We start from the raw sequence: 13,134 nt of genomic DNA, 5'->3' as shown, positions 1-13,134 counted from the left end.
TGGGGCACACTAGACGTCATTCGGGTCCAGAAAGCGCGGGTTCACCCGCAAACGGTCCCCACCCCCATTCACAGATACTCAGAGGAACAGCCATGGTCCTGCGTTCGGAAATCTTAGTGAACAAAAACGTCCTGCCAACCGCGGAGCAAGCCCTGCCTGGCCGCGAGACGCCCATGCAGTTACCCGAGTTCCATTACGTGTTCAAGGACACCCCGCTGCTCGGCCCATTCTTCGAAGGCGCCATCGATTTCGCCATCTTCGGCCTTGGCTGCTTCTGGGGCGCCGAGCGGCGCTTCTGGCAGCGCGAAGGCGTGGTCAGCACAGTGGTCGGCTATGCAGGCGGATTTACCCCGAACCCAACCTACGAAGAGGTCTGCTCAGGCCTGACTGGCCACACCGAAGTGGTGTTGGTGGCGTTCGACAAGGACAAGGTCAGCTACCAGGAACTGCTGGCAATGTTCTGGGAGCTGCACAACCCGACCCAAGGCATGCGCCAGGGCAACGACATCGGCACCCAGTACCGCTCGGCCATCTACTGCACCAGCCCGGAACAACTCGAACAGGCCAAGGCCAGCCGCGAGGCCTTCCAGGCGGAGCTGACCAAGGCCGGTTACGGTGAAATCACCACCGAAATCGATCAGGCGCCAACCGTCTACTTCGCCGAGGCTTACCACCAGCAGTACCTGGCCAAGAACCCTGACGGCTACTGTGGCATCGGCGGCACCGGCGTATGCCTGCCACCCAGCCTGCAAGGCAACTGAACCATGAGCACGATGACCCTGTTCCACTCGCCGCTGTCGCCATTCGTACGCAAGGTGATGGTGGTGCTGCACGAGACCGGCCAACTGCAGCGGGTGACCCTGCAGCCGGTGAACATCACGCCGGTCAATGGTGACGAGCAGCTCAACCAGGGCAACCCGATCGGCAAGATTCCGGCCCTGCGCCTGGAGGACGGCACCGTGCTGCACGACAGCCGGGTGATTTGCGAGTACCTCGACCTGCAGCATGTTGGCCCAGCCCTGCTGCCACGCGAGGGTGCGGCACGCTGGCGGCGCATGACCCTGGCCTCCCAAGCCGATGCGATCATGGATGCAGCGGTCGCATCGCGTTACGAGAGCGTTCTACGCCCCGAAGAGAAACGCTGGGACGGCTGGTTGAACGCCCAGGCCGACAAGATCCGGCGCAGCCTGGCCAACCTCGAACAGGAGCATTTGGCCCAGCTTGCATCGGGGTTCGACTTGGCGGCGATTGGCGTGGCCTGTGCGTTGGGCTACCTGGACCTGCGTCAGCCGCAGTTTGGCTGGCGTGAGCGCCAGCCTGGCCTGGCGGCATGGTATGCCGAGGTCAGCCAGCGCCCATCGATGGTCGCCACAGCCCCATCAGCTTGAAAAACAGGCCACGCCGGGCGGTATCAGCAGTCCGGCTTGCCAGCGGTGAACCGCTTGGCTGGGTTCACCGCCGCCTTGAACTCGCGCAGGGCCTTGGCCCCTATCAGCAGCGGATAGTTGAAATTGCTGCGGTCCACCAAGTTGACCTCAACAGTGCGCTTCACATCCCCCAGGCATAGCTCGAGGTCTACCACCGGGCGCTTGGACAGCTCAGGCACATCGCCCTCGTCCTCTTCATCGGCGCGGCCCTTGATTTTGCTGATGCGCGAAACCTTGTGCTCGTACACCTTGCCGTCCGAATCCTTGGTGGCCAAGCGGAACCGCACCCAATCCTCGCCATCGCGGGTGAAGCGCTCGATGTCCTTGGCAGACAGCGACGCGGTATAGGCACCGGTGTCCATCTTGGCTTTGAGGGTCTGCCCCAGTTCAGGCAGGGCGATGTTCTCGTAACGGCCGTATAGCGTCGGGTCAGCGGCCATGACCGGTAGCGCCACCAACGACAGCAGGGCAAGCAAAGATTTCACAGGGCAGGCTTCCTTGAAAAGAGTCAGTGCTTAGACTGCACTGGCAGGATAGGTTCGTCGGTACCCAGGTTAAACAACATAATGTGAAACATTTGTCCCTGCCACTTGGCACTGGATGTTTGGCGTTGGCTGCCACCCTGCTTATCATTGCCAACCGTTTCATTCCTACAACAAGAGTTTCCCTATGCGTCGCCTGCTAATCGGCCTGTTCACCACCACCCTGCTGCTGCTCAACACCGTGGTATTGATTTGCCCGCTGCTGGTCTTCGCCCTGCTCAAGCTGGTGCTGCCCGGCCGTGGTCGCGACTATGCGTCCTGGGCGGTCATGTGGGTGGCTGAAACCTGGTCAGAAATCGACAAAGCCATTTTCGCGTTGTGCATCCCCACGCAATGGGACATCCGCGGCGTCGAGAACCTGCGCAGAGACACCTCATACCTGGCGGTGAGCAACCACCAAAGCTGGGTCGATATCCCGGCGCTGATCGAAAGCCTCAACCGCCGCACACCGTTCTTCAAGTTCTTCCTGAAGAAAGAACTGATCTGGGTGCCGCTGCTGGGCCTGGCCTGGTGGGGGTTGGATTACCCATTCATGAAGCGCTACAGCAAGGCGTTTCTGGAGAAACACCCGCACCTCAAAGGCAAGGACCTGGAAATCACCAAGGCTGCCTGCGAGCTGTTCAAGCGCCAGCCGGTGACCGTGGTCAACTACCTCGAAGGCACGCGTTTCAGCCAAGCCAAGCACTGCGAGCAGCAGTCGCCCTACCGCCACCTGCTCAAACCCAAAGCCGGCGGGGTGGCCTTCGTGCTGGCCGCGCTGGGCGAGCAACTGGATGCATTGCTGGATGTCACCATCGTCTACCCCGGCGAGCAGGCGCCGGGCTTCTGGGCTTTGCTCAATGGCAGCATCAGCCGGGTGATCATCGACATCAACGTGCGTGAGCTGGACCCAGCCTTGTGGGCCGGAGACTACGAAAACGATCCCGCCTTCCGTCAGACCGTGCAGGACTGGGTCAACCAGCTGTGGCTGGAGAAGGACCAGCGCATCGAGGCTTTACGCGCCGAGATGCGCTGAGCCTGCCGCTTAGCGTTTCACCAGCTGCATGATCTCGAAGGCGTTCAACGCCGCCCCGCGCAGCAGCTGGTCACCACTGATGAACAGGTCCAGACCGTACTGGCCGTAGATGAGGTTGAAGCGAATCCGCCCGACCTCCACTGCATGTTTGTAGGTGGAGGTCATCGGCATCGGGTAGCGCCCGGCTGCCGGGTCATCCACCAGTTCAACCCCAGGCGCTTCGGCCAGCAGCCGCCGCACCCCCTCCAGCGAGTGAATAGGCTGCTTGAATTTGAGCGTCAGGCTTTCGGCATGGGAGCGCAGGGTCGGCACCCTCACCGCCGTGGTGCTGATGGCAAGGCGCGGCTCGCCAAGTACCTTGCGCAACTCCCACACCACCTTCATTTCCTCACGGGTGTAGAGGTTGTCTTCGAAACGGTCGACCTGCGGGATCACGTTGAAGGCCAGGTTATGGGCGAAGTTCTCGCTGCCGTTGTCCAGGCCATAGTCCTCGAAACCACCCGCCCGCTCGCGCAGCTCCAGCATCGCCGGCTGCCCGGCACCGCTGGCGGCCTGGTAGGTGGAAATGATCGCGCTTTCAAGGCCGAACGCCTGGTGCAGCGGGCCCAGCACCATCAAGGCGATAGCCGACGAGCAATTAGGGTTGGCGATCAGGTATTCGCCTTTGTAGCTTTTGCCGTTGATCGGTGGCACCAGCAATGGCACATCCGGGTGGTAACGGAACGCCGAAGAGTTGTCGATCACCACCGAAGACTGTGCCAGCTGTTCGCCGTATTTGAGGGCGAACTCCCCGGAAACACACAGGAACACCACATCGCAGGTGGCGCAGGCCTCGACCGAGAATGGCTCGATAAGGTAGTCCCGCCCGCCTACCTGCAAAAGCTTGCCAGCAGAGCGCGGCGAGGCCATGCAGAGCACCTCGAGCTCGGTCGGGCCGAGCAGCTCAAGCATGGTCAGGCCAACGGCACCGGTACAACCGACAACTGCGATTCTTTTCATCACAACTCCTTGATCTCGCAAAGCCGGGTGCCACTTAAGGCACCCGGCAACTTCTCATGCCGTGCGCAGTTTCGCGCCCGCCTGTTGCACCACTGCCCGCTGGGCCCGCACCGAGTTCCAGGTGAACACGCCAAGCGCCACCCAGATGAACAGGAACGCCACCAGTTTCAGCGGCGAGACATGCTCCCCATAAACGAATGCGGCCAGCAGGAAATTGCAGATCGGTGGTACGAACTGCAAGAAGCCCAGGGTGACCATGGACAACTGTTTGGCCGCCAGGCTGTACCACCACAGTGGCAGCACCGTAATCAGCCCCGTTGCCGCCAGCAGCAGATCGGTGCCCAGCGCCAGGCCAAAGTGATGCCCCAGCCCCTGGCTGCCGGCGTAAGCCAGGAACACCATGGCGAATGGCAACAGTGCCATGATCTCCAGGGTCTGGATCACCACCGGGTCACCCGGCACTTTCTTCTTGAAGATGCCGTAGAACGAGTAGCATGAGCCGATGATCAGCGCGATCCATGGGAACGAGCGCAGGTTCAGCAGCTCGAACGCCATCAGCGTCACCCCGATCACGGCAAGGCCGATGGCCAGCACTTGCAGCCCGCTCAGGCGCTCTTTGAACAGCAGGCGTGACACCGCCATGCTCATGATCGGGCTGAGGAAGTAGCCGAAGGCTACTTCCAGCACACGCCCAGTCATGATCCCGTAGATGTACATCAGCCACCACAACCCCAGGACCGCAGCGACCGTCAGCACATGCTGGGCGCGGATGGTCGGCAGGGTTGCCCGCAGCTTGCCCACCCGCCCGCTGACCACCAGCAGGGCGACCAGGAACAGCTCGGCGAAGACGATCCGCCACGACAGCAGGTGGTAGGCATCGAGCTGGCCGAGTGGCTTGTACCACAGTGGGTACGACCCCCACAGCAAGGTCGCACCCAAGCCATAGAAGATGCCGGCACCTGCGCTGGCGTCTTTGTCTGCACTCATGCCGGCAGCCCTTTGCCAAGCTTGCGGGCGATACCGTCCCAGTAGATTTCCATCAGGTGCAGGTACTGCTGGATACCCTCGACGAACAGCGCACGCTGCTCAGGGGTCTGCAGGTGCTTTTCCATGATGTTGAACACGGCGTTGGAGTGGCCCACTTCCACCTCCATGTGCAGGGTCCAGAAGAAGCGCTGCTGGGCGCTCATGCCTTCCTTGATCAAACCATCGTTGTACTTGCTGACCATCGAGGCGGACATTGCCTCGTCGGCGAACAGGCCGCCCAAAGCCTTCTGCAGCGGCGGAGTGGTGTACAGCGCGCAGATGCCGTCGTTGAGTGCCTGGGTGCTGGGCAGGCACTTGTAGCCGTCGATTTCCTCGGCGCTGATGCCCTTGTCCAGCAGGAACTTGCGGTACAGGTCCGAGTGCGAATGGGTTTCGCCCAGCTCGTCGCGGGCATTGAAGGCAATGGCGCGCAGCACGGCTTCATCGCGGGTCAGGGTCGAGATACCGCAGACATAGAACGGCAGAAACTTGAAGTAGTGCAGCGTTTCCAGATAGAGCACCTTGCTCTGCTCGGCATCCAGGCCTTCGGCTGCATAGGTATTGAGGAACGGGTGCTCGGTGGCGCGGTGCTTGAGGATGCTGTCGATGTGCTCGTTCATGAACAGTTCGAGCTCGAGCGAAACATCGCCGCTGCGCACAACGTAGGCGGAATCGGACTGGAAGGTTTCCTGGGAGATGGACATGTGCGTTTCCTTGCAAAAGAGGTTAAGAAATCCGAAAAGGCCTGGGGCCTGTGCCCCAGGCGTGCAGCCGATCAGGCGTCGTGGCCGCGGTGCTCGGTGCCCCAGATCACGTCGATGCTCTCGTGGGCTACGTCGGTGCGCCGGTCATGGGCACTGGCCCAGCAGGTGTTGAGGATGATTCGCGTGGTTTCCTGCTGGATCGGTACCACGTGGTGCAGCGTGGTGTCGGATTTCAGGAAGTACACATCACCCTTGAGGTGGTGATACGACTTGATGTCGTTGTTCAGGATGTACTGCCAGATCTGCGGGTCTTTCTTGTCCCACTCGCTGTGGGGCACGCACTGCAGTACGCCACCGATGGCCGGGTCCTCGGGCGCTTCGATGATCCAGATCAGGGTGTACGGGTAGTCGCCCCAATGCCAGCCGTGGGTATCGCCTGGGTGGCTGAGCTTGGTGATTAGGTACTGCTCCTGCTCCCAGCAGGCCGCCAGGTCATCACCTGCGATATTGCCGAGAAAACGCTGCACCGCAGGCGATTCGTAGATCGCCGGGATCAGGTTGCCACTGCTTTTGATCTCTGGCTGGTTGACGTTGTACATCTTGCGGTAGGTGTTGCCGGTCGAAGCCACGGTCACGTCGCGACGTACCGAGTGGTCATCGAGCAACTGATGCACCTCACCGTGCACGTCCTCCAGCAGGCCGCGAGGCAGGAAGGTGAAGTCCTTGAAGTTGAAGTAACCGTTGCGCCGGAACGCGTTGCGGATCTGTTTCATCCGCGTCTCATCGGCCAGGATGGTGTCGAAGTGTTGGCTCAGTTGCTGTTCCAGTGCATCCATCGGCGAAGCTCCTTGGGTTGGCAAGCAGGCACGTCTTTCCTGTAGCGCGCGCCTTGTTTTTGTGGTGAATCAGGGTTGCTGCAGTGCCAGCAGTGCCGGCTGGCGACGACTGAGCAGCGTCAGCAATGGGCCGGTCATCAGTGTGGTGACGATGGTCATGACGATCAGCAGGGTGAACAGCTGGGCGCTGATCAGGCCCAGGTCCAGGCCGATCTTGAGCACCACCAGTTCCATCAGGCCACGGGTATTCATCAACACACCGATGCGCAGCGACGTGCGCCAGGGGTAACGCACCAGACGCGCGCCCAGGGCACTACCGGCGACTTTGCCGACCACTGCCACCAGCAGCACCAAGGCCAGTGCGCCCAAGCCAGTTTCAGCGAACGCACCCGGGGCGGTGCTCAGGCCCGCCAGGGCGAAGAAGCAGGGCATGAACACCATCAGGGCCAGGTGTTCCAGGCGCTCGATGATCATCTGCAACAAATGTTCGTCACGCGGCAGGCACAGCCCGAACAGAAACGCGCCGAATACCGCATGTACCTGCAGCCAGTGGGTCAGGCTGCCATAGACCATGACCCCGGCCAGCAGCCCCAACAGCACCTGGGGTTGCCCGTATCCACTGCAACCGGCCAGCCAACGCGCCAGTGCCGGGCGCAGCACCAGCAGCGAGAACGCCACCAGAACCAGCAGGCCAGCGACCCGTGCCGCCAGCAGCGGCAGGTTGCCGTCGTTGCTGTGGACCATGGCCACCAACGCCAGCAGTAACCAGGCGCCGACATCGCTCATGGCCGCGGCAAGCATGGCCACTGCGCCCTCTTGCGAAGCCAGCAGGCCGTGCTCTTTGAGGATACGCGCCAGCACGGGGAAGGCAGTGACCGAGCACACCGTGCCGATGAACAAGGTAAATGCCAGCAGCGACACGCTGGGCGGCGCGAAGCGGGCGTACAACCATGGCGCCAGCGCGGTCCCCAGCAGAAACGGCAGCGCGATACTGAACACACCCACCACCGAGGCCTTGACGCCGCCCAGGCGCTCGCCAGCAGGGAACCGGAATTCTGCGCCGATGACGAACATGAACAGCAGCAACCCGAACTCACTCAAAGCCCTGAGCTGCGCGGTGTCATCCGGGTCGAACAATGCGGCCTGCAGGCCTGGGAACAACTGCCCAAGTACCACCGGGCCAATCAGGAAACCGGCGATCATCTCTCCCACCACCTGCGGCTGCCCAATCCGGTGCAACAGGTAGCCACAGGCTTTGGCCATGGCCACCACGAACAGTAGCGTCATCAACATCATCGCTCGGTCCCTCAAGCAATCATTCAGGTCCACGGTCACGCTGTGGGTGCTCAGTGAGACTTGGCTCAACATCCAGCCTGCGCAAGAGCGCGCAGCAAAGCCGTCGGTCGCATCATGCGCTGCATGCTTTGGTCTTATATGAGCGGGGATTGTAGGAATGTGAACCGGTTCGCTACAGTGCGTTTACCGTCAACAATTGGGAAAATTCCGCCAAATGAGCGAGATGCCAGGGCTGGTCGCCACGTTGGCCTACGAAGGGCTGTGCACCTTTGAATTTGGGATCGCCGTCGAGATCTTCGGCCTGCGCCGCCCGGAGTTGGACATCCCTTGGTATCAACACCAAGTGGTCGCGGTCGATGATGGGCCCATGCATGCCGCAGGCGGCGTGCGTATCAGCGCAGACGCTGGGCTCGAGGGCCTGGCCAGGGCGCAGACCATCATCGTGCCGGGCTGGCGTAGCCGCCACGAAGCACCGCCCGCTGCCCTGCTCGACGCACTGCGCGCAGCCCATGCTCGCGGTGCCCGGCTGCTGTCGATCTGCTCCGGTGTATTCGTACTCGCCGCCACAGGCCTGCTCGACGGCAGGCGCGCCACTACCCATTGGCAGTTCGCCCATGAGCTGGCATCGCGCTTTCCGCATATCGAGGTCGACCCTAACGTGCTGTATGTCGACGCCGGCCAACTGATTACCTCAGCTGGCAGCGCAGCCGGTATCGACGCCTGCCTGCACCTGGTGGCGCGCGATCATGGCACCCACGTCGCCAACACCGTGGCCAGGCGCCTGGTGATGGCGCCGCAGCGCACCGGCGGCCAGGCTCAGTTCATTCCGATGCCGATCATGAAAGCGCCGCGCAACGAGCTGAGCCGGGTATTGCAATGGGCGCGGGAAAACCTGGAGCAGCCGATCAGCATCTGCCAGATGGCCGAGAAAATGGCCATGAGCGAACGTACCTTCCTGCGCCGCTTCAAGGAAACCACTGGCCTTGCCCCCAAAGCATGGCTGCAGCAAGAGCGCATCAGCCGCGCCCGGGAGTTGCTTGAAAGCACCGCTGGCAATACCAACGATATCGCCGAAGCCTGCGGCTTCACTTCGACGGAAAGCTTCCGCGTAGCCTTCCGCACCACGGTCGGCATTGCCCCTTCGAGTTATCGCAAACATTTCGGGGCAAGCCCTGCCCTGCATGAAGCCAAGAGCTGGCGCGCCCAGTGCTGATGGGCTCGGCGAGCCGATTAGAAGCTGCCTTTATAATTTGTATTAGCGAATCTTTCGTTGATGCCGCAGGGCAAAGCGGATAAAAATCTGTCAACAAAAACAAACACAGGTTTTTCCGATGGGCAGTCAACACTCCGCCGGCGATGCCGCTAGCACCGCGCAACTGCGCCGCGTTCTCGGGCTTCCTGCCCTGGTCTTCTTTGGTTTGGTGTACATGGTGCCGTTGACGATTTTCACCACCTACGGCATCGTCACCGAGCTCACCGGGGGCCGCACCGCCGGGGCCTACCTGGTCACCCTGCTGGCGATGCTGTTCACCGCCGCGTCCTACAGCTTTATGGTCAAGCGTTTTCCGGTGGCGGGCTCGGCATATTCCTACACCAACATGGCTTTCGGTCCAAATGCCGGGTTTCTCGCAGGCTGGTCGCTGCTGCTGGACTACCTGTTCCTGCCGATGATCAATTATCTGCTGATCGGGTTGTTCCTCAACATTGCCTTCCCGGCCGTGCCCGCCTGGGTCTTCGTGCTGGCCTGCATCGCCTTGGTGACCTTGCTCAACGTGATCGGCATCCACTCGGTGGCCAAGGCCAGCAACCTGATCGTCGGCGCGCAGATCGTGTTCATCGTGGTGTTCGTTGCGTTGTCGTGTCACTCGCTGACCGGCCAGCCGCTGGAGTTGCTGTCGCCGTTGCTGGGCGATGGCTCCAAACCCGGTTACGCCCCGATCATGGCCGGTGCTGCAGTACTGTGCCTGTCGTTTCTAGGCTTCGATGCCGTTTCGACGTTGGCCGAAGAATGCCGCGATGCTCGCCGCGACGTGCCAAGGGCGATCATCCTCACCACCTTGTTCGCTGGGCTGCTGTTCACCGTGCTGGCCTACGTCAGCCAACTAGTGCTGCCTGGCACCACCTTCAGCAACGTTGATGCGGCCGCCAACGAGGTGATGTTCAAGGCTGGGGGGCAGTTTCTGGCCAATTTCTTCACCGCAGCGTTCGTAGCTGGCAGCCTGGGTTCGGCACTGGCGTCACAGGCGGCGGTGTCACGTATTTTGTTCACCATGGGGCGCGACAACGTGCTGCCCCGGCGCAGCTTTGGTTACCTCTCGCCCCGCTTCGGCACGCCAGTGTTCGCCATTGCGCTGGTGTCGGCGTTTTCGCTGCTGGCGGTGGTGATCGATCTGGCGACTTTGGCGTCGCTGATCAGCTTCGGTGCGTTGGTGGCGTTCTCGGCGGTGAACCTGGCGGTGGTTAAAACCCATCTGGTGGACCACGCTGCGCAGCGTGACCTCAAAGGGCTGCTGAGCTATGGCGTAGTACCCCTGGTGGGCTTGGCGCTGACCCTGTGGCTGTGGACCAGCCTGTCGGCGCTGACCTTGGTGATTGGGCTGTGCTGGTTCGCCCTGGGGCTTGCTTACCTGGCGGTGTTGACAGCTGGCTTCCGCCGCCCGGTGCGCCTGGTGGACTTCACAGAAGCCGCTTGAGCAAGCTTGCAACTGTGGGGATTTACCCGCGAAGGCGATGGTGAAGTCATCAGCGCATTCATGGGTGAACCCGCCCACATAGGGGCTAGTGCTGGGGCTCGGCGTTAGCTCTTCGGTGGGGCGCAGATCGAGCGCCGCCCGCGCGGCGCATCGCGAGCTGCGCTCGCTCCTACGTTTGTTTCAGGCCAATTGATCCTGTGGGATTTGCGCGCGGACGCCTTGATGCATGGCGCAATATCGCGTCGTACAAACAAGGCGGTCGCGCGCGTCTGCCACAGGCGTTACTGGCCCGAAACAAACGTAGGAGCGAGCGCAGCTCGCGATGCGCCGCGCGGGCGGCGCTCGATCTCACAGGCGCTAAAAGGCTCAGATTGAACCCCATAGGGCCGGCATTCAGCCATCAGACCGAAGGCTGAGCCAATGGCGCAGGGGTAGTCCACAGGCTACCCAGGTTCTGCAGCAACGACCCAGCAATGCCCTGCTGCCCCAGGTACTGCAGAATCAACGGCGCGAACTGCCCAATCATCCCGGTATCCATCCCCAGTGCCTTGAAGGCGGTGTCCAGGTCGCTGCGGTTCTGCACATCGTTGCCCAGAGCCTTATCCAGCGCCGACTGGCTGCCCTTTTCGCCTCCCAGCAAAGCCCCCAAGCCATTCAGCCCGCCCAAGGCATTGGCCCCGGACAGGAGGTCCAGCCCTGGTACAGCCTTGGTCAATTGCCCGTACTCATCGCTGCTGAGGTTATTGCGCGCCAGCCCCAGCATCGCCCCTGCCCCGCCCACGGCCTGTTCGGGGGTGATATTCAGTTGGCTGCCTAGGGTATTGAGCAGATTGGCTTGCGCTGCAGGGGCTTGCACCTGGCCTTGTCGCTGCGGGTTCTGCATGGCAGAGACGGCATTGGCCGCGTCACCGAGATTGAAGGCGAACACCGGGCTTGCGGCCAGGGTCATCAAGGTTGCCAGGGTGAATGCTTTCATCGGGAGGGACCTCATGGGCCGGGGTGGCCGGGGGAATCGAGGGGTTTGACTGAAAGTCTGGAGGTTTGTTCCGGGCCAGTTATCGGCAGGTTGCAGCCCCACTGCTACCTATCACTTTTGCCAGTTTCAATGTTCTGACAACTGCTCAAAATAGCCACTGGACCAACATATTTATCCACGCTGTAAGGGGCGACGTCATGTGCAAATCTGGGAACAGCGTCATTTTTTTCTACCAAGCCAACAGACTTATCACCGTCAAGCAAGACGCCAGCCCTCGGAGCATCTTCCGCACCGCAGACATACCCTTGGCCGAGCAGCAGCCAGCCAGTAGCACTGGTTTGCTAGCTGTCGATGGCAAAGGTTCGGTGCTTACCGTAAAAGGCAAGGAAAAACATGAGATACATAACTATTCGCCTTATGGGCATGACCCTACTTTACCATCGGCGCTTACACTGCTGGGGTTCAATGGTGAACACCTAGAAGCAAACAGTGGCTACCAAATGCTAGGTAACGGCTATAGACCTTACAGTCTTAAACTAATGCGTTTTCTTGCCCCTGATAACTTGAGCCCATTCGCCGGAGGCGGAATCAATGCTTTCAACTATTGTGGGGATGACCCAGTGAACTATGCAGATGTTTCAGGGCATATTCGCATTCGTAGTCTGTTTGGGCATACATTTCGCCCAAAGCCTCCAGTTCAAATAAAGAAAATAAAAGAGCTAAAGTCTCAACTCAACGAAATGTATGCAGCGAATCCTGAAGCCCCTCTCCCCACTTATGACGAAGCAGTGTCGTCGCCCCCTTTTTATAACTCACATCTACAAAAGAAACTAGACGCTCTTCTCAACGAACTTAAACCAGGCACAAAAAAACTTGAACGTCTGCACGAACAATATAACGCCTACATACCGCAGCAGCGGAAAAAGCTCGCCGAAACAGAGAAGCAATTCCGAGACAACCTGAATAGGTTCGTGCATTCACTTTCTGACCACCGCCCTAACCTGTCCTACGGTTATCTGGCAAACCGCGATGAAGCCTCAATTGCTTATTACAACAAAAAAATCGCACTCGTAATCGAGGAGCGTGAGGCAATTCAAGAGGTGATAGCCAGCCTTAGACAGCTATAGGCTACGGCACCTTATTAGCCAGCAAGACTTCCTGAAACAGTGTTCTATCTGAAAATAATTCTCAATCAGCACCTATGTCAGAGGCCGTCGCCATGAAACCATCACTGAACCCTGCGATTTTTTTCTACCAAGGCAACAAACTCGTCACTGTCAAGGCAGGCGCCAACCATCGCAGCATCTTCCGAGCGACGGACATGCCACTGGCTGAGCAGCAATCAGCCGACGGCAATGGCTTGCTGGCTACAGATAACAAAGGCTCGGTGCTTGCTGTACAGAGCGAGGAGGAAAAAGAAACACATCGGTAGTCGAGTGATGGGCATGATCCGACACTGCCGTCCGTGCAAGCATCAACTGCCTCAAACGGTAAGATTTAGGACGCAGGTTCGACCTGCCATGCGCTTGGATGAAAAGATCGCCTTTGATCGGTAAGCCTGACGATAAGCAAATAAGACCTGCAGACCGTGACTAGGCAAAGATGCCCTCAGAAGAGGGC

General features: G+C 60.2%; 14 protein-coding genes. 7 read left to right on the top strand and 7 right to left on the bottom strand.

Annotation, left to right across the window (positions count from 1 at the left end):
• Window positions 1–92: 92 nt before the first annotated feature.
• Window positions 93–761 carry a peptide-methionine (S)-S-oxide reductase MsrA gene (msrA, locus tag HU725_RS01675; protein ID WP_060477408.1) on the top strand — a complete coding sequence of 223 codons (669 nt, stop codon included), beginning with the start codon at window positions 93–95 and terminating at the stop codon, window positions 759–761.
• Window positions 762–764: 3 nt separating this feature from the next.
• Complete coding sequence (locus tag HU725_RS01670) at window positions 765–1,388, top strand: glutathione S-transferase N-terminal domain-containing protein (RefSeq protein WP_186479004.1); 624 nt, start codon at window positions 765–767, stop codon at window positions 1,386–1,388.
• 23 nt (window positions 1,389–1,411) lie between these two features.
• Here HU725_RS01670 and rloA2 read toward each other — a convergent pair whose 3' ends face one another.
• Window positions 1,412–1,912 carry a retropepsin-like aspartic peptidase RloA2 gene (gene rloA2 / locus HU725_RS01665; protein WP_186479005.1) on the bottom strand — a complete coding sequence of 167 codons (501 nt, stop codon included), beginning with the start codon at window positions 1,910–1,912 and terminating at the stop codon, window positions 1,412–1,414.
• Window positions 1,913–2,096: 184 nt separating this feature from the next.
• Between rloA2 and yihG the strand changes: the two genes are divergently transcribed.
• The gene (gene yihG, locus HU725_RS01660) at window positions 2,097–2,984 is read left to right on the top strand and encodes a 1-acylglycerol-3-phosphate O-acyltransferase, YihG family (RefSeq protein ID WP_186479006.1); all 888 of its coding nucleotides are present in this window, start codon (window positions 2,097–2,099) and stop codon (window positions 2,982–2,984) included.
• Between the two features lie 9 nt (window positions 2,985–2,993).
• On the opposite strand, the gene HU725_RS01655 is transcribed toward yihG, so the two are convergent.
• The 5 genes from HU725_RS01655 to HU725_RS01635 form a co-directional block, all read right to left on the bottom strand.
• Window positions 2,994–3,983: an aspartate-semialdehyde dehydrogenase gene (locus tag HU725_RS01655; RefSeq protein WP_186479007.1), complete on the bottom strand. Its 990-nt coding sequence runs from the start codon at window positions 3,981–3,983 to the stop codon at window positions 2,994–2,996.
• A gap of 54 nt (window positions 3,984–4,037) precedes the next feature.
• Window positions 4,038–4,970 (bottom strand): EamA family transporter RarD, encoded by a 933-nt coding sequence (gene rarD / locus HU725_RS01650; RefSeq protein ID WP_186479008.1) that lies wholly within the window; start codon window positions 4,968–4,970, stop codon window positions 4,038–4,040.
• The gene (locus tag HU725_RS01645) at window positions 4,967–5,713 is read right to left on the bottom strand and encodes an iron-containing redox enzyme family protein (RefSeq protein WP_186479009.1); all 747 of its coding nucleotides are present in this window, start codon (window positions 5,711–5,713) and stop codon (window positions 4,967–4,969) included. The genes rarD and HU725_RS01645 overlap by 4 nt, the downstream gene beginning before the upstream one ends.
• 71 nt (window positions 5,714–5,784) lie before the next feature.
• On the bottom strand, window positions 5,785–6,549 hold the full coding sequence (locus HU725_RS01640; RefSeq protein ID WP_186479010.1) for a HalD/BesD family halogenase: 765 nt from the start codon (window positions 6,547–6,549) through the stop codon (window positions 5,785–5,787).
• A gap of 69 nt (window positions 6,550–6,618) precedes the next feature.
• The gene (locus tag HU725_RS01635) at window positions 6,619–7,845 is read right to left on the bottom strand and encodes a cation:proton antiporter (RefSeq protein ID WP_186479011.1); all 1,227 of its coding nucleotides are present in this window, start codon (window positions 7,843–7,845) and stop codon (window positions 6,619–6,621) included.
• Window positions 7,846–8,059: 214 nt separating this feature from the next.
• On the opposite strand from HU725_RS01635, the gene ftrA reads away from it, so the two are divergent.
• Window positions 8,060–9,058, top strand: a complete 999-nt coding sequence (ftrA, locus tag HU725_RS01630) for a transcriptional regulator FtrA (protein WP_060477399.1) — start codon at window positions 8,060–8,062, stop codon at window positions 9,056–9,058.
• A gap of 118 nt (window positions 9,059–9,176) precedes the next feature.
• Complete coding sequence (locus tag HU725_RS01625; RefSeq protein WP_186479012.1) at window positions 9,177–10,538, top strand: APC family permease; 1,362 nt, start codon at window positions 9,177–9,179, stop codon at window positions 10,536–10,538.
• A 400-nt stretch (window positions 10,539–10,938) separates the two neighbouring features.
• Here HU725_RS01625 and HU725_RS01620 read toward each other — a convergent pair whose 3' ends face one another.
• Window positions 10,939–11,514 carry a DUF2780 domain-containing protein gene (locus HU725_RS01620; protein WP_186478435.1) on the bottom strand — a complete coding sequence of 192 codons (576 nt, stop codon included), beginning with the start codon at window positions 11,512–11,514 and terminating at the stop codon, window positions 10,939–10,941.
• Window positions 11,515–11,711: 197 nt separating this feature from the next.
• Between HU725_RS01620 and HU725_RS01615 the strand changes: the two genes are divergently transcribed.
• Window positions 11,712–12,641: an RHS repeat-associated core domain-containing protein gene (locus HU725_RS01615; RefSeq protein ID WP_186478434.1), complete on the top strand. Its 930-nt coding sequence runs from the start codon at window positions 11,712–11,714 to the stop codon at window positions 12,639–12,641.
• Between the two features lie 92 nt (window positions 12,642–12,733).
• Window positions 12,734–12,946, top strand: a complete 213-nt coding sequence (locus HU725_RS01610) for a hypothetical protein (protein WP_060480498.1) — start codon at window positions 12,734–12,736, stop codon at window positions 12,944–12,946.
• The last annotated feature ends 188 nt before the right edge of the window (window positions 12,947–13,134 follow it).

Origin of the sequence: Pseudomonas promysalinigenes (genome assembly GCF_014269025.2) — a bacterium.
GTDB lineage: Bacteria > Pseudomonadota > Gammaproteobacteria > Pseudomonadales > Pseudomonadaceae > Aquipseudomonas > Aquipseudomonas promysalinigenes.
The sequence above is the reverse complement of the archived record's forward strand: the minus strand, read 5'-3'. Positions and strand labels throughout refer to the sequence as shown.

What these genes read in the sequence shown, in the direction of transcription:
- msrA (WP_060477408.1), top strand. Translation starts at nt 93, where the DNA reads ATGGTCCTGCGTTCGGAAATCTTAGTGAACAAAAACGTCCTGCCAACC.
- HU725_RS01670 (WP_186479004.1), top strand. Translation starts at nt 765, where the DNA reads ATGAGCACGATGACCCTGTTCCACTCGCCGCTGTCGCCATTCGTACGC.
- yihG (WP_186479006.1), top strand. Translation starts at nt 2,097, where the DNA reads ATGCGTCGCCTGCTAATCGGCCTGTTCACCACCACCCTGCTGCTGCTC.
- HU725_RS01655 (WP_186479007.1), bottom strand. Translation starts at nt 3,983, where the DNA reads ATGAAAAGAATCGCAGTTGTCGGTTGTACCGGTGCCGTTGGCCTGACC.
- rarD (WP_186479008.1), bottom strand. Translation starts at nt 4,970, where the DNA reads ATGAGTGCAGACAAAGACGCCAGCGCAGGTGCCGGCATCTTCTATGGC.
- HU725_RS01645 (WP_186479009.1), bottom strand. Translation starts at nt 5,713, where the DNA reads ATGTCCATCTCCCAGGAAACCTTCCAGTCCGATTCCGCCTACGTTGTG.
- HU725_RS01640 (WP_186479010.1), bottom strand. Translation starts at nt 6,549, where the DNA reads ATGGATGCACTGGAACAGCAACTGAGCCAACACTTCGACACCATCCTG.
- HU725_RS01635 (WP_186479011.1), bottom strand. Translation starts at nt 7,845, where the DNA reads ATGATGTTGATGACGCTACTGTTCGTGGTGGCCATGGCCAAAGCCTGT.
- ftrA (WP_060477399.1), top strand. Translation starts at nt 8,060, where the DNA reads ATGAGCGAGATGCCAGGGCTGGTCGCCACGTTGGCCTACGAAGGGCTG.
- HU725_RS01625 (WP_186479012.1), top strand. Translation starts at nt 9,177, where the DNA reads ATGGGCAGTCAACACTCCGCCGGCGATGCCGCTAGCACCGCGCAACTG.
- HU725_RS01620 (WP_186478435.1), bottom strand. Translation starts at nt 11,514, where the DNA reads ATGAAAGCATTCACCCTGGCAACCTTGATGACCCTGGCCGCAAGCCCG.
- HU725_RS01615 (WP_186478434.1), top strand. Translation starts at nt 11,712, where the DNA reads ATGTGCAAATCTGGGAACAGCGTCATTTTTTTCTACCAAGCCAACAGA.
- HU725_RS01610 (WP_060480498.1), top strand. Translation starts at nt 12,734, where the DNA reads ATGAAACCATCACTGAACCCTGCGATTTTTTTCTACCAAGGCAACAAA.